This window comes from Methylobacterium aquaticum, from assembly GCF_001043915.1.
Taxonomy (GTDB): Bacteria; Pseudomonadota; Alphaproteobacteria; order Rhizobiales; family Beijerinckiaceae; genus Methylobacterium; species Methylobacterium aquaticum.
On sequence record NZ_LABX01000289.1, the window covers coordinates 1 to 18608 of the forward strand.

An 18608-nucleotide genomic window follows, 5' to 3' on the forward strand; every position below is an offset into this window, starting at 1 on the left:
CCTCCCCGAAGCTGACCCGGCGCGAGAAGCGCCGGCAACGCCGCCGCCGCCGCAAGATCGGCGAGGAGATCTTAGGCTGGATCCTGGTGCCGCTGATCCTGTTCGCCTGCTACTGGTCGGTCAATGCGGGCTTTGCCTTCTTCGGCACCACGCCGAGCGCGGTGTTCGACCAGCTGAAGCAGGTGAAGACGGCGTTGGAGAAGCGCGAGGCGCGGTAGGCGGGTCCAACGTCCCGGGCAGGGCCGACATCACCGCTCGGCGTTGAAGCGGGCCCGGTAGGCCGCCGGGCTGACCCCGGTCACCTGGCGAAAGCGCGACCTGAACGTCACCGACGCGGCGAAGCCGCTGGCGGAGGCCACCTGGTCGATCGATGCATCGCAGCTTTCGAGCAGCTCCTGGCCGCGCCTGATCCGGGCCAGGAGCAACCATTGCATCGGCGTGGTGCCGGTCTGCTCGTGGAAGCGCCGCGCGAAGGTGCGGGCGCTCATGCCCGCACGGGCCGCCAGGACCGCGACGGTCAGCGGCCGATCGACATTCGCGCGCATCCATTCCAGCACGGGCGCGAGGCTGGCATGGCAGCGCGGCGGCTCGTAGCGGATGAATTGTGCCTGTCCGCCATCGCGGTCGAGCGGGGCGACCGCCAAGCGGGCCGAGCGCGCGGCGGCGGCCTGCCCGAGATCCCGCCGGACGAGATGCAGGCACATGTCGAGGCCCGCCGAGGCACCGGCCGACGTGACGATGCGTCCCTCGTCGACGAAGAGGGCATTGGGATCGACAGCGATGGCGGGGTAGCGTTCCGCCAGGTACGGCGCCGCGAGCCAGTGGGTGGTGGCGCGTCGTCCAGCCAGCAAGCCGGTCGCCGCGAGCACGAAGGCGCCCGAGCAGATCGACGCGATCCGCGCACCCGCCTCCCAGGCCTGCACGATCGCCGCCAGCGCGGCCGTTGCGACGCCCGCGGTCGGATCGTCGATGCCCGGGATCACGAGGGTATCGACGGCCCGCAGCGCGTCCAGCCCATGGGGCACCCGCAACCCGAACGGCCGCGCGCGCACATCCGGCATCTCACCGCAGACCCGGACCTCGTAGAACGGCGCACCGTCGGCTCCGCGTGCGCGATCGAAAACCTCGCAGGGAATCGCAAGGTCGACCGGAACGACCCCATCCAAGGCCAGAACGCCGACGACGTGAGCCATGCTGCCGATGCCCTCCCCTTCGTGGCCGTAGCTTACACGATGGAAGAATTGGCAGAAATCGATCGGTCGACGTCGTTCCTGCCACTCACGCCGAGGCGCGGCCGTCGGTTACGCCCTCGTTCGGGATCGGACGCGGAGGCAGATCGTGACCATGGATCATCGGCAGGAGGGTGGGTCTCACGGACCCGGCGGAGCGGGACCGGAGGCGGCGACCGTCGAGACCCTCCCCTTCGACCGAAGGCCACTGCAACCCTTGAGGATGGCCGCCGTGACGGAGGCGGCGACGCTGCTGCTGCTCGTCGGAATCGCGGTTCCGTTGAAGCACCTGGGCGACTGGCCCGGCGCGGTCCGCGTTCTCGGGCCGGTCCACGGCTTCGCCTTCCTCGCCTATGTCTGGATGGTCCTGCGGTCCCTGAGCGCCGGTCTCGTGTCGCGCGACGAAGCGATGCGGCTCGCCGTGGCGGCATTCGTTCCAGGCGCTGGCTTCCTGACGGCCCGCTCCCTCGGCGGCCGCGCGTCGCAGCCGGGTCCGGGGGACAGGCCGTGACGGTGCCGATGGAAACCTATCCGTGGCTCAAGGCGCTGCATGTCGCCAGTGCCTTCCTGTTCATCGCCGGACTCGTTGCGAACGGCTTGATCCTGGTCGCCGGACGTGCGGCGGCAGACCGGATCGCTCCCCTGGCCCCGATCCTGGGGCGATGGGATCGCGCCGTGACGGTGCCGGCGATGCTGGGCGTGTGGGCCTGCGGCATCGGGCTCGCCGTCTCGGACGGCTGGTTCGCCTCGGGATGGCTTCAGGCGAAGCTGGTCGTCGTCGTTCTTCTGTCCGCCCTCCACGGCCTGCAATCCGGCCAGATCCGGCGCATCGCCACGGAGCGGCGCATCGCGCCCCTGCCGCTCCCGGCCCTCGTCATCCCGGCCGTGCTCGCGATTGCGGTTCTCGCGGTGGTCAAGCCGTGACGGACCGGGTCCCGGCCCGGCTCAGCGAAATCCCGCCAGCACCGCCTCCCGCAACGCCTGCGGCAGGGCGACCAGCTCGCCGTGGACCGGCTCGCGCCGGTTGTAGACCGGGGCGCGGCCGTCGAGGCCGAGCACGGCGCCACCGGCCTCGCGCAGGATCAGGTCGGCACCGGCGAGGTCCCAGTCGCGGGCATCCGACGAGACCAGCCCGACATCGACCAGACCTTCCGCCACCCGCACCAGGCGCAGGGCGAGGGAGGGGATCCGCGGCAGGTGCTCCAGCGCGCCCGGGGTCCCGCCGAGGCCGAGCGTCCGCTCCAGCCGGTCGGCCATCGGCTTCGGGCCGGTGACCCGGGCTCCCGCCATGCTGGTCTGCGGCGAGACCCGGATCGGCACCCCGTCCTTCGTCGCCCCTTCCCCGGCCACGGCCTCGTAGAGCGTCGCGGTGACCGGCGCGGCGACGTGGCCGAGCACCGGCTCGCCACGGGCGAGCAACGCGACGGCGATCGACCAGTCGGGATCGCCCGACAGGAAGGCGCGGGTGCCGTCGATCGGATCGACGATCCAGACGAGGTCGTGGGCGAGGCGAACCGGATCGTCCCGGGTCTCCTCCGAGAGCCAGGCGGCACCGGGAATCAGCTCGCTCAGGCGCACCTTCAGGAAGGTGTCCACCGTCACGTCGGCTTCCGTCACCGGCGAGCCCCCGGCCTTGCTCCAGACCCGGGCGCTGGTGCGCTCGCCCTGCCGGAAGTAGGGCAGCGCCAGCAACGCCGCCTCGCGGATGATCGCCCGGACCTGAGGCAGCAGAGTCTCGGGCAGCCGCGGGCGCAAGTCGTCGGGGAGAGGCATGGGGAGCCGCCAGAGGTTTCGAGGGGAGTGCCCGGCGGCCCCGCGGCGGGCACGGGTTGAGCCGGAGCAGGATTCTCTCCGTTGTAGGCCCCGGCCCCGGGCGCCACAAGGATTCGTCACTCGGGACGACATCCGAACCTCGGACGACATCCGATCGTGCTCGTCGGGCGATCGCGACGGGATCGCGCGCGAGGCGGATCTCGACGTCGCTCCGGCGTCTGGAGCCTCCGGCTTCACCGGCGGCAGCGGCAATGCCGCATCGTCTTAGCGAAGCGTGTCACGCCGCGATCACGCCATGTACTGGCGGTGAACGATAAATGAATCGATCTGAAACAAGGATCCGTTGAGCATTCGGCGCATCGGGACCGTTACAACCATCGCTTAACGCTGCCTTTTAAGGCGTTCTGAGCCGGAGCGGGTCCAACGTCGTGACAACAGCGGACGACACGACAGAGGTCGCCGCCTCTCGCGGACAGGGCGTCGAGCAGATCCATGGTCACCAGATTCCCCTCTTCGAACCGCCAGGCCGCCCGTCGCGATGTCGGGCTCCCTGTCATCCACCGCGGCCCGGTCCAGGCCGAGCCGACGGCGCTGCCGTTGGTCGCCCCGATGCCCGGCGGCAGCGCCGCCGGCAGCCTGGCGCTCTGCCTCGACGGCGAGGCCAGCGACGCCGCTGGCGAGGACCGCTTCGCCGTGATGGTGCTCGACCGCAGCGGCGACCCGCTGATGCGGCTCGGCATCTGGGGTGACGACGAGGTGGTGGCGGTGTGGCGCCGGCTCGGCGCCGAATCCGGCCTGCCCCTGGTGGTGATCCAGGAGGATGGCGCGGTCGCCCCGATGGGCGCGCAGCTCGGCCGGGTGAAGCTCGGCGCGGTGCGGATCCGCCGCCGGCACGGGCTCCTGAACCACCGCCGGCCGCGCTTCCTCACCCGCCGCAAGACCGGCCGCCTGCCGCTGCGCCCCCTCGTCTACCGCGACGAGGCGCTGATGACCGAGGGCGGGAGCAACTGAAAGCTCCCCGGGATTACATCAACCCTTGCCAGATCGCGTCGAGGGCGAGGCCGCAAAACAGGATCAGCCCCGCATCGCGGTTGGCGCGAAACAGCCGCAACGCCTCCGCGCCGTCGCGCGGATCGAGCCGCCCGACCTGCCAGGCGAGGTGGCCGGCGAACAGCGCGAGACCGGCGAGACCGATCGGCCCGGCCCCGGCCCCGGACAGGGCGAGGCCGATGAACAGGACGCAAACCAGGAAGCAGCCCGCCACCGCGAGCCGCACCCGGGTGCCGAAGAAGCGGGCCGAGGACTTGATGCCGGCGATCTCGTCGTCCTCGATGTCCTGCACCGCATAGATGGTGTCGTAGCCGATGACCCACGCGATGGCGCCGGCATAGAGCCAGTAAGCCGGGGCGTCGAGGCGGCCGAACAGGGCGACCCAGCCCATCAGCGCCCCCCAGGCGAAGGCGAGGCCGAGCACGGCCTGCGGCACCGGCATCACCCGCTTCATGAACGGGTAGATGGCGACGGGCGCGAGCGAGGCGATGCCGACGAGGATCGCCGTCCTGTTGAACTGCAACAGCACCGCGAGCCCGACGAGGGCCTGCACCACCAGAAAGATCAGCGCGTGGCGCACGCGCAGCCGCCCGGAGGGCAGCGGCCGCAGGCGGGTGCGCTCGACGCGGGCGTCGAGGTCGCGGTCGGCGATGTCATTATAGGTCGAGCCCGCCCCCCGCATGGCGACGGCGCCGATCAGGAACAGGGCGAGGTGCCACAAATTCGGACCCGGCTGCCCCGCCGCGATGGCGGCGAGCGCCGCCGACCACCAGCAGGGCAGCAGCAGGAGCCACCAGCCGATCGGCCGCTCGATGCGGGCAAGGCGCAAATAGGGGCGCACCACCTCGGGGGCGTGCCTGTCGACCCAGTGCCCGGTGACCGCGTCGGCGACCGGGCGATCGGGGGCCGGGCTCATGCCTGCCTGCGGCCGGCCGCGATCGTCATCCCTGCGCGGCTCACAATGCGCCCTCTCACAGCGCGCCCTGAGGCACCCGGAAGCTGCCGGTCAGGCCGGGCCCGCCGAGGAGGCCGCCGCCGCCGCCGCCCTGCTGCTGCTGCTGCGCCGCCATGGCGCGGGCCTTCTTCTCCATCGCCGCCTGCTGCACGGCCGCGTTGCAGACCTTGGTGCGCAGGGTCGAGACCCGGCCGTGATCGGCCTTGAAGCCCTCGACGAACGAATCCGGGATCGAGCACCAATCCTTGTTGGCGGTGATCCACTTCAGGCCCTCGTTGCCGTTGGCCTGGAGCCTGCTGAACAGGGTGCAGGCGGCGGCGGCGGTGATCTTGGCCTTCTTGCCCTGGGAGGCGGCATTGACCTTGCCGACGATGTCCTTGCGCTCGGTCAGGGTCTTCTGGATCGCCGAGCAATCGGCGCCCTGGGCCCGGGCGGCCCCGCCGAGAAGCGTCGCGCCGAGCAGGCTTCCAGCCAGCGCCGCCACGGTCACACGCATGCGAGTCATCTCCCACCCCCCAAAGCTTCCGGCCCCGACTTCTCTGGCCTCTCGCCGGTCCGGCCGTCATCTCGTCGGCGCCCCCGGCATAGTGAAGAATTCCGTGCCGCTCCCGGCCTCTCTCTGCTTTCTGCACAGGAATGTGGCGCTATCGTGCGCAGCCACCGGCCCGAGGCCCCCGCTCCGGCCATCGTCGCCGATCTTTGTTGCGCACGTGCAACAGGTCGGGTGCACCCTCGCCGCCGATTGACAGGCGGCCCCGATCTCGGCGAGCAGAACGGCCATGGCGGCCTACGATTTCAACGCTCCCCGGCTCTTCCTCGACATCCCGATGCACGAGGGGGCGCGGCATACCCTCGACCGGGCGCAGGCGAACTACCTGCTGTCGGTGCTGCGGCGCGACGCGGGCGAGCCGGTGCTGGTGTTCAACGGCCGCGACGGCGAGTGGCGGGCCGAGATCGCGCCCACCGGCCGCAAGGCGGCGGATCTGGTGCTGCGGGCGCAGACCCGGCCGCAGACGCCGCCGGGCGACCTGCACTACCTGTTCGCCCCGCTCAAGGCCGCCCGCCTCGACTACGTCGCCCAGAAGGCGGTGGAGATGGGCGCGAGCCTGATCCAGCCGGTGGTGACCCGGCGCACGCAGGGCGACCGGATCAAGCTCGACAAGTTGCGCGCCAACGCGATCGAGGCCGCCGAGCAATGCGGCATCCTGAGCCTGCCGGAGATCCGCGACGCGGCGCCGCTTGCGGAGGCCCTGGCCGGGCTCGCGCCGGAGCGCCTGCTGGTGTTCTGCGACGAGGACGCGCCGGTGGCCGATCCGGTCGCGGCCCTGCGGCAGGCCGCCGCGACGGGCGCGCCCGGGAACGGCCCGGTTCCGCTGGCCGTTGTGATCGGGCCGGAGGGGGGGTTCACGCCGGAGGAGCGCACCCTGATCGGAGACCGTCCCAACACCGTCCGCCTGTCCCTCGGCCCGCGCATCCTGCGGGCCGACACCGCCGCGGTGGCGGTGCTGGCCCTGGTCCAGGCCGTGCTCGGCGACGGGCGCTCCAACGGACCGACGGAAGCCTGATCCACCCCGTTCCGCGGCGGCGGGCGACCGGGCTCGCGCCGCATTCCAAATTCACATGACCGAGCCGCCTGCGGCGGAGGCCGATTCGCGGCCTCCGGCCGTCGGCGCGTCGCGGCCCGCTATTGCCGGAGGTGTTGCCGATGCGAGCGGATTTCGAGGTCTGCCTTGAGGAGGAAGCGTTCATCAACGATGCGGGGAAGCGCGATGCCGCCCGGGCCCGTACCCGCGATTTTCTGGCCGCCTGCCGGGCCGCCCACCCGCAGGTGCGCGCCGAGCTGATGGAGCCGCAGCTCGTCTGGTCGACCGGCCCGGTGGACGGCCTCGGCGCGGCGCGGCAGGCCCTCGCGGCCTTGCGCAGCGGGCTCGGTGCGCTCGCCTCCGCCCGCGGCCTCGCCCTGATGGCTGCGGGCACCCACCCGCTCGCCCGCTGGAGCCGGGTCCGCCCGTGCGAGCAGGCCGCCCGCGGCCGGGTGCTGCGCGACCTCCAGATGGTCGGCAGCCGGACCGTCGTGTGTGGCCTCAGCGTCGGGGTCGGCGTGCCGGAGGGCGTGTCGCGGGTCGACCTGATGAACCGGATGCAGCCCTACCTCGCCCTGCTGCTCGCCCTCTCGACCTCGTCGCCGTTCTGGCAGGCGCAACGCACCGGGCTCCTCGGCTACCGCCTCGCCGCCGCGCGGGAGCTGCCGCGCAGCTTCCTGCCGCCGCTCTTCTGCGACGATGCCGATTACGCCCGCTACCTCGACACGGTGGTGACCGCCGGGGCCGTCGACGACCCGCGCCACGTCTGGTGGGTGATCTGCCCCTCGCCCACCGGCCCCGGCCTCGACCTGCGCATCGCCGACAGCTGCACCCGCCTCGACGATGCGCTGGCCATCGCGGCGCTGTATCGCTGCCTGGTGCGCCGCCTCGCCCACGAGCCGGCGCGTCACCGCGACTTCACCGGCGCCTCGCAGGCGATCGCGGCCGAGAATTGCTGGCGGGCGCAGCGCTACGGCATCCACGGCAGCTTCGTCTGCGAAGCGACGCGGACGGCGCGGCCGGTGGCGACGGTGCTCGCCGAGACCCTGGCGCTGGTCGCCGAGGATGCCCGGGCGCTGGATTGCGAGGCCGAGCTGGACCTCGCCCGCTGGATCGTCGCCCGCGGCACCAGCGCCGACCGCCAGCTCGCCCTGTTCACCGAGGCGCAGGGGCGCGGCCTGCCGCCGCGGGAGGCCCTGGCGGAGGTGGTCGACTGGCTCACGGCCGAGACGGTGGGGGCGAACCCGACGCGGCATTGAGGGGCGCGAGATCCGAACGCCTGTCCCATCCTCGACCCTCATCCTGAGGTGTCAAGGATGGGATGGCAGCGGCGTCGGCCAAGCCGGACCTCACGCCACCCTCACCGCCCCACAGTGCACTCGATCTGCCCATGCGGCTCGTCGGTGGCCACGAACACCTGGTTCGGATTGTCGAGACCGAACGGCGTCAGGTTCGCCAGCAGGTAATGCTTGTTCGGGCAGGCGAGCGTGATCGTCCCGATCTCCGGCACCGCCTCCAGGGCCGCCATGCCCATGCGGTAGAGGCTGTCCTGGAGGCTGTGGCTGTAGCTGCCGGCAAAGACCCGCAGCAGCGTGTCGAGGATGCGGGCATTGGCGGCGTCGTAATCGGCCGGCTCGGAGGTCCAGGCCCAGGACGCCTCCATGCTGGTGGCGGCGATGCGGTCATGCGTCTCGGGGATCGTCGTGTAGGGATCCTTGACGTAGTGGGCCCAGCCCGATTCCGTGCTCTTCAGGAAGGTGAAGCCCGACAGGCCGGATTCCACCGCCGCGCCGCTGCGGGACAGCACCACCCGGGCGAAGGGCTGGCCGTTGCCGTCCAGGGTGAAGGCGTGGGGATGGGGGGCGCCCTCCACCGCGAGGCGGTTCCAGCGGGTCTCGTGGCCGGTGACGGTGGCGGTCTCCATCTGCGGATAGCTGTCGAGCAGGCGTTGCGCCACCGCGCGGCAGAACGCCTCCGCCGGCAGGGTCGGACTCTCGCGGGCGACGATGTAGACCACGTTCTTGACGGTGTCGGTCGAGACGGTCGGGCTGTTGTCGGCATGCGTGAAGGTGCGGTCGAAGGCGCCGGTCAGCATCGCCTTGACGGTCAGCTCGCGCACCTCGTGCCGGTCGCCGTCGCGGTGGACGCGCATCACCCGCACCCGGCCCTTGCCATAGGTCTTGTGCAGCAGGGTCATGGGTTCCTCGTGCGATAGGATCTTGGATCAACAGGATCTTGGATCAGACGTGCTCGGCCGCCGCCGCCGCGGAGGCGTCCCGCCCCGCCTGCTCCGTGCTGCCGATGCCATTGAAGAAGGCATTGAGCAGGACCGCGGCGATCGAGGCGAGCAGGATGCCCGATTCGAGCAGCGGATGCAGCGCGTGCGGCAGGTTGCGGAAGAAGGTGGGCGCCACCAGCGGGATCATGCCGAAGCCGACCGCGATCGCCACCACGAACTGGTTCTTCGGCCGGCCCCGGAAATCCACCGCCGTGAGGATGCGTGCGCCGGTGGCGGCCACCATGCCGAACATCACGAGCCCGGCCCCGCCCAGCACCACCTGGGGCACCGCCTCGACGAGGGCGGCCATCTTCGGCAGCAGGCCGAGGGCCAGCATGACGACCCCACCCGCCACGGTCACATGGCGCGAGCGCACCCCCGTCACCCCGACGAGGCCGACATTCTGCGAGAACGAGGTGTAGGGGAAGGTGTTGAACAGGCCGCCCAGCAGCGTGCCGAGCCCGTCGGCCCGCAGGCCGCGGGCGAGATCGGTTTGCGAGACCGGCCGGCCGGTGATCTCGCCGAGCGCCAGGAACATCCCGGTCGATTCGATCATCACCACGATCATCACGACGCACATCGTGGCGATCGGCACCAGATGGAATTGCGGCCAGCCGAAGTGGAACGGGAGGACGGGGGCGAACCAGGGGGCCGCCGCCACCTTGTCGAAATGCATGAGGCCGAGGGAGGCCGCCACGACCGAGCCGGCGACGATGCCGAGGAGCACCGCGACGTTGGCGACGAAGCCCTTGCCCCAGCGGATCAGGCCGAGGATCGTCAGCAGCACCAGGAGGGCGATGCCGAGGCCGCCGACTTGCGCGTAGTTCGGGTTCGGCACGGCGGCGGGGACGCCGTCGATCATCTTCGTCAGCGTCGGCTGGCCCCCGCCGGCCCAGTTGATGCCGACCCGCATCAGCGAGATGCCGATGACCAGGATGATCGTGCCGGTGACGACCGGCGGGAAGAGCGGCAGCAGGCGGCTGACGAAGGGGGCGACCAGGAGGCCGAAGATGCCCGCGGCGATCACCGAGCCGTAGATGCCGAGGAGACCGACCTCGGGCGCCGCCGCCATCGACAGCATCGGGCCGACTGCCGCGAAGGTCACGCCCATCATCACCGGCAGGCGGATGCCGACGCCCGGAAATCCCGCCGACTGGATCAGGGTCGCGACGCCGCAGGCGAACAGATCGGCGCTGATGAGGAAGGCGACCTCCTCCGGCCTCAAGCCGAGGGCCCGGCCGATGATCAGCGGCACCGCGACGGCGCCGGCATACATCACCAGCACGTGCTGCACCGCGAGCGGCACGAGGCGGGCCGGCGGCAACATCTCCTCGACGGCGTCGGCGGGCTCGACTGGCATGGGGCACGTCTCGTCTTGAGGAATGCGGGCACGCGCGAGCGGACCGACTGCGATGCCGCTGCGCCGTGCCGGAGCCTCATCATCGCGCATGGCGGCCAAACCGCAAGCACCATGCCAAGCTGCGCCGGGGTTGTGGGAGGGCGGCAGGCTTGCCGGGAGGCGCCTCTGGGTATTTGTTCACCATTCCGGGCCGAGAGTGCCCATGCGGCCGGCAGCCCTCGCGGAGGGACGGCCGCGTCCCGTCGCGACCTACGAGCACAGGCAGCCATGCGAACCATCGTCTACGCCGACGGCGGCTGCGATCCCAATCCCGGCCCGGGCGGCTGGGGCGTGGTGATCCAGGCGCCGGAGGGCCCCGTCGAATTGTGCGGCGGCGACCCGCAGAGCACCAACAACCGCATGGAGCTGACCGCGGCGATCCGGGCGCTGGAGCATTTCCCCGAGGGCGCGGCGATCGAGATGCGCTGCGACAGCCAGTACGTGGTGAAGTCGGTCACCGAGTGGATCCGCGGCTGGAAGCTGAAGGGCTGGCGCACAACCACCGGCCCGGTGAAGAACGTCGAGCTGATGCAGCGCCTGGACGAGCTGGCGGCCCGGCGCGACGTGCGCTGGGTCTGGGTGAAGGGCCATGCCGGCGAGGCCGGCAACGAGCGCGCCGACCGGCTGGCGGCACAAGGCCGCCGGCAGGCCCTCGGGCTGGCGCCGCGCACGGACATCGCGCCGGCCCGGATGCCGGCGCCCTCCCCGGCCGCCGCAGCGCCCGCGGCCCCGCCGGCGGAACCGGCCCCGCGCGGCACCGCGATCCCGGTCGACGGCGCCTTGGGCCTGCGCCTCGCGCGGGCGGCCAAGCAGGCCGGCACCACGCCGCAGGCTTATGCCGACGAGGTGCTGCGCCTCACGCTCGATCTCGGGCCCGAGGGGCTGGCGCTCCTGCGGGAGGCGAAGGCCCGGAAGCTGCCGGCGGCGTGAACCCCGCTACGCCTCCCGGCACGGGGATCGGATCGTCGTCACCGGCAGCGTCGGGACGCGCAACCACCGCTTAACGTTTCCGACGCGCGCCCCGCCCTTCACCGCCCGGCAAGCATCTTTGCCAACCGGAACGAGAGGTTTGGCCGCGGATTATCGCTCTGCTCAAAAGGTCACGTTCGAGGACCGCAGGGATGCACAAGCAGAGTGGATGGGCCGCGGCGACGATCGTCGCGGCGACGATGGCGGCCGGACCGGCCGCCGCGCGGGAACTGGTCGCCTTCGACGCGGCGGCGGAAGCCGGCACGGTGGTGGTCCGCACGGCCGAACGGCGGCTGTACTTCGTCAACGGTGACGGGACGGCGATCCGCTATCCGGTGGCGGTCGGCAAGGCCGGCAAGCAATGGACCGGCTACGCCCGCATCGACGGGAAGTATCTCCGGCCGGCCTGGTCGCCGCCCGACGAGGTGAAGCGGGACAATCCCCGCCTGCCGGACGTGATCGCCGGCGGCTCGCCCAGCAACCCGATGGGCGTGGCGGCCCTCACCCTCGACCGGGGCGAATACGCGATCCACGGCACCAACCGGCCGGGCTCGATCGGCACCTTCGCGTCCTATGGCTGCATCCGCATGTACAACCAGGACGTGGCCGATCTCTACGGCCGCGTCCAGGTCGGCACCACCGTGGTGGTGACGCGCTGACGCTCACGCCCTCCCCTGGTCCTGCTCCCGTCGGGGCTTCGCGGCCCCGGCGGGAGCGGAAGGCGCGCGTTCCGGGGCCCGGATCAGCGCAAGGTCGCGGCGATCGCCCGCTGGATGCCGCGGATGTCGGCCCCGCGCTTGAGGGTGCGGCTGATCGGGTCGGGGCGGCCCGAGATCCAGATCGTCAGTTCCGAATCGAGGTCGAAATTGCCTGCATTCTCGATCGAGAACGAGGTGATCGCCCGGTAGGGCACCGTGAGGTAGGAGACCTTGCGGCCGGTCACGCCCTGCTTGTCGACCAGGATCATCCGCCGGTCGGTGAAGACCATCAGGTCGCGGATCACCCGGAACGCCACCTGCACGGTCTCCCCCGGCACCAGCATCCCGTCGAGTTCCTGCGCCACCGCCTCCGGCGCCGCGTCGCTGCCATGGCCGAGCAGCCCGTCGAGCAAGCCCATCGTCGTCTCCTCAGAAGTCGGTCGCCAGTCCCTTTACTTCCCAATCGTCGTAGCGCACCGGCTCCAGGCCACCGCGCCCGTTGATCTCGCGCTCGCGCCGAATCTCCTCCGCCCTTGCGTCGATCTCGGCCCGCCGCGCCTCCGCCTCGGCGAGCGCGCGCTGCGCGGCCGGCGACAGGGGCTTGCGGGAAAGGGCCTCGGTCTCGCTCATCGGTCGATCCTCGCTCGTGACACGTCGCGCCTGTCCGCGTCGCGGCGCTTGCATCTCGGGCGGCCGGATGCCACCCCGGGCGCAACGCCGCCGGTCCCTTCGAGGTGGAGGGCGCGGGCGGCAGCGTCAAGGTCGGGCCCGGGACCGGGACAGGATCCGCGTGGGCCTGTGACAGTCCGCGCGTGCAATCCGTGCGAGGCGCGCGCGAGGGGCCGCGGTGGAGTGAGGATGGACGGACAGCAAAACGGTGGTGCGGGGCTGGCGGCTGCGGGACCTGAGGTCGCCGGCCTGCCGGCGCGGCGCCTCGCCTGGGGGATCGTGGCGGACCTCCTCGGCAAGAACCGCGGCACGGCGCTCGAGGACGCGATGGAGCCGGCGGCCCACCGGGCCGCGCTGCCGCCGCAGGATGCGGGGCTCGCCCGCGCCATCGCCACCACGACCTTCCGCCATCTCGGGGTGATCCTCCACGCCCTGCGGCAGCGCCTGGCCAAGGGCCTGCCGGAGGACCAGCCGGGGCTCGTCGCGCTGCTCGCCACCGGGGCGGCGCAGATCCTCTACCTCAACGTCCAGGACCATGCCGCCGTCGACCTGGCGGTCCGCCTCGCCAAGGCCGAGCCGGGCCTGCAACACCTCGCCGGCCTCGCCAACGCAGTCCTGCGCCGGATCGCCCGCGAGCGCGACGCGATCCGGCAGGAGGGCGACGCCGAGCCGTTGCGCCTCAACACGCCCGACTGGCTCGCGCAGCGCTGGGTCGCGGCCTATGGCGAGGAGACGGCCCGGGCCATCGCGGCCGCCCATGCCCGCGGGGCGGGGCTCGACCTCACCCTGCGCCCTGGCGCCCCACTCCCCGACGGGCTCGACGGGCGGCGCCTGCCGGGCGGGGTGAGCCTGCGCCTCGACGATGCCCGCACGCCGGTGCCGGACCTGCCCGGCTTCGAGACCGGGGCGTGGTGGGTGCAGGACGCCGCGGCGGCCCTGCCGGCGCATCTCCTCGGGGTCAGGCCCGGCGAGCGGGTCGCCGATCTCTGCGCGGCGCCCGGCGGCAAGACCGCCCAGCTCGCCGCTGCCGGCGCCGCAGTGCTGGCGGTCGACCGCTCGGCCCCGCGCCTGCGCCGGCTGGAGGCGAATCTCGCCCGGCTCGGCCTCGCGGCGGAGGTGCGGGCCCTCGACGCGCTGGCGCTGCCGGAGGAGCCCCCCTTCGACGCCGTGCTGCTCGATGCGCCGTGCAGCGCCACCGGCACGCTCCGGCGCCACCCGGACGTCGCCTGGTCGAAGCACGAGAGCGACCTGCCCCGCCTCACCGCGCTCCAGGCGAGGCTCCTCGACAAGGCGGCGCGGCTCACCCGCCCGGGCGGACGGCTCGTCTACTGCACCTGCTCGCTGGAGCCGGAGGAAGGCGAGGCGCAAGCCGAGGCTTTCCTGAGGCGCCATCCGGGCTTCGCCCGCCGGCCGATCGCGCCCGGGGAGGTCGGCGACCCCGCCCTGGTGACCGCGGCGGGCGACCTGCGCACCCTGCCCTCCCACTGGACCGAGGCAGGGCGCGGCGGCCTCGACGGCTTCTACGCGGTGCGCCTGGAGCGCCGCCTGGCGTGAGGAATCTGTTCACGGGGCGTCGGGACGGTTTGACCCCGCGGTGATCCTTGACCATTCCTTGACGAGAGTGGCCGACCGATGCGGGCCGCTTCGGCGGACCTGCGGTGGCGCACCACCGTTGCGCCGGCTGAAGCCTTTGTCGGACCGCAGGTTTTCATCGTGGAACCAGCGGCGAGCGCGGCGAAACCTGTTCGGCGGGAGGTGGCGTGGGTTGGGGGCCTGACCGCTGGCGGTTCTACCGGCTCGTCGGGCACGAGGCGGGGCGCGTCCTGCGGGGCGCCGCGGTGCGCGCGACCTCGCGCCCCTCGGTGCTGGCCCGCCTGCGCCCGACCGGCCTCGTGATCGCGCCGCAGGACCTGCGCACCAGCGACGCGACCATCGCGGCCGATATCTATGCCGGTCTGTTCGTCTTCGCCGGCCGGGCGCTCGCGACCGGCGGGCGGTCGCCGTTCGACTTCGCGGCGCCCTCGAGCCAATGGGGCCAGGAACTCTACGGCTTCGGCTGGCTGCGCCACCTGCGCGCCGCCGAGAGCGCGCTGGCGCGCGCCAATGCCCGCACCTTCGTGCAGGACTTCATGAACGGCCGCGGCGACCAGTCCCTGGCCCAGCGACCGGCCGTGACGGCACGACGGCTGATCTCGCTCCTGTGCCAGTCGCCCCTGGTTCTGGAAGGGGCGGACCATGCCTTCTACCAAGCCTTCCTGAAGCTGATCGGGCGCTCGACCCGCACCCTCGACCGGGCCCTGCGCCGCGGCATCCCCCCCCGCGACCGGCTCGTCGCCGCGGTGGCGCTCGCCTATGCGGGCCTGTGCTGCGAGGGGTTCGACCCGGTGCTGCGCCGTGGCACGCGGCTCCTGGACCGGGAGCTGACCCGCCAGATCCTGCCCGATGGCGGCCATCGCAGCCGCGATCCGGGCTTCGCCAAGGACCTGCTCCTCGACCTGCTGCCCCTGCGGCAAAGCTTCCTCAGCCGCGACATCGCCCCGCCGGACTCCCTCCTCAACGCCATCGACCGGATGCTGCCGCTCTTGCGCCTGCTGCGCCACGGTGACGCCTCGCTCGGCCACCACAACGGCATGGGGGCGACTGCTGCCGACCAGCTCGCCACTCTGCTGGTCTATGACGGCGCTCTGGCCAAGCCCCTGATGCACGCGCCGCATTCCGGTTACGCCCGCCTCGAGGGCGGGGGCGGCACCCTGGTGGTGGCCGATATCGGGGCGGCTCCTCCGCCGGCCCACTCGGCCGTGGCGGGGGCCGGCTGCCTGTCCTTCGAGCTGTCCTGCGGGCCGCAGCGGCTGGTGGTGAATTGCGGCATGCCGGCCACCGGCGAGGAGATGCGGGAGCTTGCCCGCACCACGGCGGCCCATTCCACCGCGTGCCTGGCCGATTCCTCCTCGTGCCGCTTCCTCGCTCTGCCGCAGCCCGGCCTGGCCCATCCGCTCGCCGCCTGGCTGAAGCGCCGGTTGGGGCCGATCATCGTGCGCGGGCCGGCCGAGGTCGTGGTCGAGCGCGGCACCGACGCCGTGGGTGCCGGCGTGCTCGCCGCCCGTCACGACGGCTACGCCCCGACACTCGGCCTGCTCCACGAGCGGCGCTGGCGCCTCCACCCGGACGGCGCCCTGCTGGAAGGCCATGACGGCTTCGTGCGCGACGCAGGCGGACGGAGCGGCCCGGTCGAGGCGGCGATCCGCTTCCACCTCCACCCGAGCGTGCGGGCGAGCCGGATCGGGCGGGGCGTGCGGCTCGTCGCGGCCGGTGCGCCCTGGCTGTTCGAGACCGACGAGGTCGACCCGGTGATCGAGGAGAGCGTGTACTTCGCCGCCTTCAACGGGGCCCGCCGCACCGAGCAGATCGTGCTCCACCTCACGGTCACGGACGGGGTTCAGGTGGCCTGGCGCTTCCGCCGTCTCACCGGCTGAGCCGGCTGGCGCGGCCGCCATCGGCGCGATGCCGAATTGTTCCTGAACCCTTCTCTGCCGAAAGCCCGTTCGCACGCGAATGATCCGTCGTCGGGCCAGCGCCCGTGCTACATGGGCGTGCTACATGGGGTTGTCGAGTCGGTGGCGGGCGGGAACCACGGGATGAAGCTGGACGCACCGACCATGGTGACCGTGACGGTCTTCGTGATGGTCGTGATGGGAGCGCTCACTCTCCTGTCCTGGAGCCAGGCCCGGCAGACCCGCGCCCTCGGCTTCCTCGGTGCGGCACAGCTGGTCGGCGCCGCCGCCGTCACGCTGTTCGGCCTGCGCGGCCTCGTCCCGGACTGGCTCTCGATCGGGGTCGCCAATGCGGTGATGCTCGGGGCCAATGGGCTGATCTGGTCGGGGGCCCGCTCGTTCGAGGGACGGCGCGTCCCGCTCCTCTGGCTCGCGGCCGGCCCGGTCATCTGGCTCGCCGCCTGCCTGGTGCCGCCGTTCTATGCCTCGCTCGGTGCCCGGGTGATCCTGTGCTCGGCCCTTGCCGGGCTGTATTGCGCGGTCACCGCCCGCACCCTCTGGCACCCTGGCGGCGAGAGGCTGCCGTCGCGGGCCCCGGCGTCGATCCTGCTCGCCAGCGAGGCTTTGCTGATCTGGGCGCGGATTCCCGCCACCCTGATCCTGCCGACGCCGCCGACCGGCATCCCGGGCCAGACCTTCTGGGTCGCGGTCCTCAGCTTCGTCGGCCTGCTCTACACGGTGGCGGTCTCGGTGCTGTTCATGGCGCTCGCCAAGGAGCGCCTCGAGGCCGAGCAGCGCCGCGCCGCCGAGACCGACCCGCTCACCGGCATCGCCAACCGCCGGGCCCTGGCGAGCGAGGCCCGCCGTGCGCTGGCCACCGGACCCGCCGCCGTGCTGCTGTTCGACCTCGACCATTTCAAGCGCGTCAACGACACCTTCGGGCACGCGGTCGGCGATGCGGTGCTGGTCGGCTTCTGCACCGTCGCCCGTCAGGTCCTGCCCGCCGGTACCGCGTTCGGGCGCCTCGGCGGCGAGGAATTCGCCTGCCTCCTGCCGACTGCGGGCACCGGCGAGGCGGCCCGCATCGCCGAGACCGTGCGCCTCGCCGTGGCGACGATGCGCCCCGATCTGGTGCCGAGCCTCGCCGTCACGGTCAGCGTCGGCGTCGCCAGGGGCGGCGGCACCGGGAGCGCGAGCGAGTTCGAATCCCTTCTCGGCCTCGCCGACCGGGCCCTGTACCAGGCCAAGGCGCAGGGCCGCGACCGGGTGGTGCTCGCCGGGCCGGAGCTGCGGCAGGTGGCGTGAGGCGGCGGCGCACCGCGTCACTCTCCCGGCGCACGTCCCCTCCGCAGCCGCCCGGCTTGTCGTCGCTTGTCCCGCCCCTAAGACACCCCCCATCCGACGAGTCCCGGGCGCGGCGCCCGGGGCCGGACGAGGGCTCACCCCATGGAATATCGTCAGTTCGGGCGGTCCGGCCTCAAGGTTCCGGTCTTGAGTCTCGGCACCGGCACCTTCGGGGGCAGCAACGCCTTCTTCGAGCGGTGGGGGCAGACCGACGTCGCCGAGGCGAGCCGGATGGTCGACCTGTGCCTCGAGGCCGGGGTCACCTTCTTCGACACCGCCGACATCTACTCGCAGGGTGCCTCCGAGGAGATCCTGGGCCAGGCGCTCAAGGGCAAGCGCGACCGGGCTCTGATCTCCACCAAGGCGACCTTCCCGATGGGCGAGGGGCCGAACGACAAGGGCTCGTCGCGCTACCACCTGGTGCGCGCCTGCGAGGCGAGCCTGCGCCGGCTCGGCACCGACCATATCGACGTCTATTTCATGCACGGCTTTGACGCGCTCACCCCCGTCGACGAGACCCTGCGGGCCCTCGACGACCTCGTGCGGGCGGGCAAGATCGGCTATATCGGCGCCTCGAACTTCTCGGGCTGGCAGCTGATGAAGGCGCTCGGCACCTCCGAGCGCTACGGGCTCGCCCGCTACGTCGCCTATCAGGGCTATTACTCCCTGGTCGGCCGCCACTACGAGTGGGAGCTGATGCCGCTCGGCCTCGACCAGGGCGTCGCCCTGATGGTGTGGAGCCCGCTCGGCTGGGGCCGTCTCACCGGCAAGATCCGCCGCGGCGCCAATGCCAGCGGGCGCATCGCGGCGGGCGGCGCCGAGGGCGGTCCGCCGGTCGCCGACGAGGCGCTGTTCCGGGTCGTCGAGGTCCTCGACGACCTCGCCGCCGAGACCGGGCGAAGCGTGGCGCAGGTGGCGCTCAACTGGCTGCTCAGCCGCCCGACGGTGGCCAACATCGTGGTCGGTGCCCGCAACGAGGAGCAGTTGAAGCAGAACCTTGGCGCCGTCGGCTGGACCCTCGATCCCGCTCAGATCGCCCGCCTCGATGCGGCGAGCCAGGAGACGCCGATCTATCCCTACTGGCACCAGAAGGGCTTCGACGAGCGCAACCCGAAGCCGACCACGTGGTAGAATTACAATTGACGGCTGATCCTATGCGATTGCGCAACT

At 72.2% G+C, this 18608-nt stretch carries 20 protein-coding genes; 12 read left to right on the forward strand and 8 right to left on the reverse strand.

Features of this window, described 5'->3' with window-relative positions; genetic code table 11:
* Nucleotides 1-218, forward strand: a 218-nt coding sequence (locus VP06_RS37460; RefSeq protein ID WP_048467400.1) for a hypothetical protein, incomplete at its 5' end; no start/stop codon positions are given.
* A gap of 30 nt (nt 219-248) precedes the next feature.
* Here the strand turns inward: VP06_RS37460 and VP06_RS29605 are convergent.
* Complete coding sequence (locus tag VP06_RS29605) at nt 249-1193, reverse strand: GlxA family transcriptional regulator (protein ID WP_048467401.1); 945 nt, start codon at nt 1191-1193, stop codon at nt 249-251.
* 151 nt (nt 1194-1344) lie between these two features.
* Between VP06_RS29605 and VP06_RS29610 the strand changes: the two genes are divergently transcribed.
* Nucleotides 1345-1740, forward strand: a complete 396-nt coding sequence (locus tag VP06_RS29610) for a DUF3817 domain-containing protein (protein ID WP_082167699.1) — start codon at nt 1345-1347, stop codon at nt 1738-1740.
* The gene (locus tag VP06_RS29615) at nt 1737-2153 is read left to right on the forward strand and encodes a CopD family protein (protein WP_053082090.1); all 417 of its coding nucleotides are present in this window, start codon (nt 1737-1739) and stop codon (nt 2151-2153) included. The genes VP06_RS29610 and VP06_RS29615 overlap by 4 nt, the downstream gene beginning before the upstream one ends.
* Before the next feature lie 21 nt (nt 2154-2174).
* On the opposite strand, the gene VP06_RS29620 is transcribed toward VP06_RS29615, so the two are convergent.
* Nucleotides 2175-3002, reverse strand: coding sequence for a 3'(2'),5'-bisphosphate nucleotidase CysQ (locus tag VP06_RS29620; protein WP_082167698.1), 828 nt, complete (start codon nt 3000-3002; stop codon nt 2175-2177).
* A 492-nt stretch (nt 3003-3494) separates the two neighbouring features.
* On the opposite strand from VP06_RS29620, the gene VP06_RS29625 reads away from it, so the two are divergent.
* A complete protein-coding gene (locus VP06_RS29625) occupies nt 3495-4013 on the forward strand; it encodes a DUF6101 family protein (protein WP_053082091.1) in 519 nt (172 codons plus the stop codon).
* Nucleotides 4014-4026: 13 nt separating this feature from the next.
* Here the strand turns inward: VP06_RS29625 and ubiA are convergent, their stop codons facing one another.
* Complete coding sequence (ubiA, locus tag VP06_RS29630) at nt 4027-4968, reverse strand: 4-hydroxybenzoate octaprenyltransferase (RefSeq protein WP_048467403.1); 942 nt, start codon at nt 4966-4968, stop codon at nt 4027-4029.
* A 55-nt stretch (nt 4969-5023) separates the two neighbouring features.
* Nucleotides 5024-5512, reverse strand: coding sequence for a hypothetical protein (locus VP06_RS29635; protein ID WP_048467404.1), 489 nt, complete (start codon nt 5510-5512; stop codon nt 5024-5026).
* A 274-nt stretch (nt 5513-5786) separates the two neighbouring features.
* Between VP06_RS29635 and VP06_RS29640 the strand changes: the two genes are divergently transcribed.
* Together VP06_RS29640 and VP06_RS29645 are read left to right on the forward strand one after the other, a co-directional pair.
* Complete coding sequence (locus VP06_RS29640; protein ID WP_048467405.1) at nt 5787-6572, forward strand: 16S rRNA (uracil(1498)-N(3))-methyltransferase; 786 nt, start codon at nt 5787-5789, stop codon at nt 6570-6572.
* A gap of 140 nt (nt 6573-6712) precedes the next feature.
* Nucleotides 6713-7849: a carboxylate-amine ligase gene (locus VP06_RS29645; protein ID WP_048467406.1), complete on the forward strand. Its 1137-nt coding sequence runs from the start codon at nt 6713-6715 to the stop codon at nt 7847-7849.
* A 101-nt stretch (nt 7850-7950) separates the two neighbouring features.
* Here VP06_RS29645 and pucL read toward each other — a convergent pair whose 3' ends face one another.
* Nucleotides 7951-8787: a factor-independent urate hydroxylase gene (pucL, locus tag VP06_RS29650; RefSeq protein ID WP_048467407.1), complete on the reverse strand. Its 837-nt coding sequence runs from the start codon at nt 8785-8787 to the stop codon at nt 7951-7953.
* A 43-nt stretch (nt 8788-8830) separates the two neighbouring features.
* Nucleotides 8831-10228, reverse strand: a complete 1398-nt coding sequence (locus tag VP06_RS29655) for a nucleobase:cation symporter-2 family protein (protein WP_048467408.1) — start codon at nt 10226-10228, stop codon at nt 8831-8833.
* Between the two features lie 267 nt (nt 10229-10495).
* Between VP06_RS29655 and rnhA the strand changes: the two genes are divergently transcribed.
* Nucleotides 10496-11197 carry a ribonuclease HI gene (gene rnhA / locus VP06_RS29660; RefSeq protein ID WP_048467409.1) on the forward strand — a complete coding sequence of 234 codons (702 nt, stop codon included), beginning with the start codon at nt 10496-10498 and terminating at the stop codon, nt 11195-11197.
* A 191-nt stretch (nt 11198-11388) separates the two neighbouring features.
* A complete protein-coding gene (locus tag VP06_RS29665; RefSeq protein ID WP_048467410.1) occupies nt 11389-11895 on the forward strand; it encodes a L,D-transpeptidase in 507 nt (168 codons plus the stop codon).
* 83 nt (nt 11896-11978) lie between these two features.
* On the opposite strand, the gene VP06_RS29670 is transcribed toward VP06_RS29665, so the two are convergent.
* On the reverse strand, nt 11979-12353 hold the full coding sequence (locus VP06_RS29670; protein ID WP_048467411.1) for a PH domain-containing protein: 375 nt from the start codon (nt 12351-12353) through the stop codon (nt 11979-11981).
* A gap of 10 nt (nt 12354-12363) precedes the next feature.
* Nucleotides 12364-12564: a DUF1674 domain-containing protein gene (locus VP06_RS29675; RefSeq protein WP_048467412.1), complete on the reverse strand. Its 201-nt coding sequence runs from the start codon at nt 12562-12564 to the stop codon at nt 12364-12366.
* Between the two features lie 228 nt (nt 12565-12792).
* Here VP06_RS29675 and VP06_RS29680 point away from each other — a divergent pair, with 228 nt between their 5' ends.
* The 4 genes from VP06_RS29680 (at nt 12793) to VP06_RS29695 (ending at nt 18569) form a co-directional block, all read left to right on the forward strand.
* Nucleotides 12793-14157 (forward strand): RsmB/NOP family class I SAM-dependent RNA methyltransferase, encoded by a 1365-nt coding sequence (locus tag VP06_RS29680; RefSeq protein WP_048467413.1) that lies wholly within the window; start codon nt 12793-12795, stop codon nt 14155-14157.
* Nucleotides 14158-14363: 206 nt separating this feature from the next.
* Nucleotides 14364-16076, forward strand: coding sequence for a heparinase II/III family protein (locus VP06_RS29685; protein WP_048467414.1), 1713 nt, complete (start codon nt 14364-14366; stop codon nt 16074-16076).
* 162 nt (nt 16077-16238) lie between these two features.
* Nucleotides 16239-17399 carry a GGDEF domain-containing protein gene (locus VP06_RS29690; protein WP_048467415.1) on the forward strand — a complete coding sequence of 387 codons (1161 nt, stop codon included), beginning with the start codon at nt 16239-16241 and terminating at the stop codon, nt 17397-17399.
* Nucleotides 17400-17540: 141 nt separating this feature from the next.
* On the forward strand, nt 17541-18569 hold the full coding sequence (locus tag VP06_RS29695; protein WP_048467416.1) for an aldo/keto reductase: 1029 nt from the start codon (nt 17541-17543) through the stop codon (nt 18567-18569).
* The last annotated feature ends 39 nt before the right edge of the window (nt 18570-18608 follow it).

Bases quoted from the DNA above. Each gene is read 5' to 3' on its own strand.
- VP06_RS29640 (WP_048467405.1), top strand. From the start codon at position 5,787: ATGGCGGCCTACGATTTCAACGCTCCCCGGCTCTTCCTCGACATCCCG.
- ubiA (WP_048467403.1), bottom strand. From the start codon at position 4,968: ATGAGCCCGGCCCCCGATCGCCCGGTCGCCGACGCGGTCACCGGGCAC.
- rnhA (WP_048467409.1), top strand. From the start codon at position 10,496: ATGCGAACCATCGTCTACGCCGACGGCGGCTGCGATCCCAATCCCGGC.
- VP06_RS29620 (WP_082167698.1), bottom strand. From the start codon at position 3,002: ATGCCTCTCCCCGACGACTTGCGCCCGCGGCTGCCCGAGACTCTGCTG.
- VP06_RS29610 (WP_082167699.1), top strand. From the start codon at position 1,345: ATGGATCATCGGCAGGAGGGTGGGTCTCACGGACCCGGCGGAGCGGGA.
- VP06_RS29625 (WP_053082091.1), top strand. From the start codon at position 3,495: ATGGTCACCAGATTCCCCTCTTCGAACCGCCAGGCCGCCCGTCGCGAT.
- VP06_RS29665 (WP_048467410.1), top strand. From the start codon at position 11,389: ATGCACAAGCAGAGTGGATGGGCCGCGGCGACGATCGTCGCGGCGACG.
- VP06_RS29680 (WP_048467413.1), top strand. From the start codon at position 12,793: ATGGACGGACAGCAAAACGGTGGTGCGGGGCTGGCGGCTGCGGGACCT.
- VP06_RS29675 (WP_048467412.1), bottom strand. From the start codon at position 12,564: ATGAGCGAGACCGAGGCCCTTTCCCGCAAGCCCCTGTCGCCGGCCGCG.
- VP06_RS29605 (WP_048467401.1), bottom strand. From the start codon at position 1,193: ATGGCTCACGTCGTCGGCGTTCTGGCCTTGGATGGGGTCGTTCCGGTC.
- VP06_RS29635 (WP_048467404.1), bottom strand. From the start codon at position 5,512: ATGACTCGCATGCGTGTGACCGTGGCGGCGCTGGCTGGAAGCCTGCTC.
- VP06_RS29670 (WP_048467411.1), bottom strand. From the start codon at position 12,353: ATGGGCTTGCTCGACGGGCTGCTCGGCCATGGCAGCGACGCGGCGCCG.
- VP06_RS29655 (WP_048467408.1), bottom strand. From the start codon at position 10,228: ATGCCAGTCGAGCCCGCCGACGCCGTCGAGGAGATGTTGCCGCCGGCC.
- VP06_RS29695 (WP_048467416.1), top strand. From the start codon at position 17,541: ATGGAATATCGTCAGTTCGGGCGGTCCGGCCTCAAGGTTCCGGTCTTG.
- VP06_RS29690 (WP_048467415.1), top strand. From the start codon at position 16,239: ATGAAGCTGGACGCACCGACCATGGTGACCGTGACGGTCTTCGTGATG.
- VP06_RS29645 (WP_048467406.1), top strand. From the start codon at position 6,713: ATGCGAGCGGATTTCGAGGTCTGCCTTGAGGAGGAAGCGTTCATCAAC.
- pucL (WP_048467407.1), bottom strand. From the start codon at position 8,787: ATGACCCTGCTGCACAAGACCTATGGCAAGGGCCGGGTGCGGGTGATG.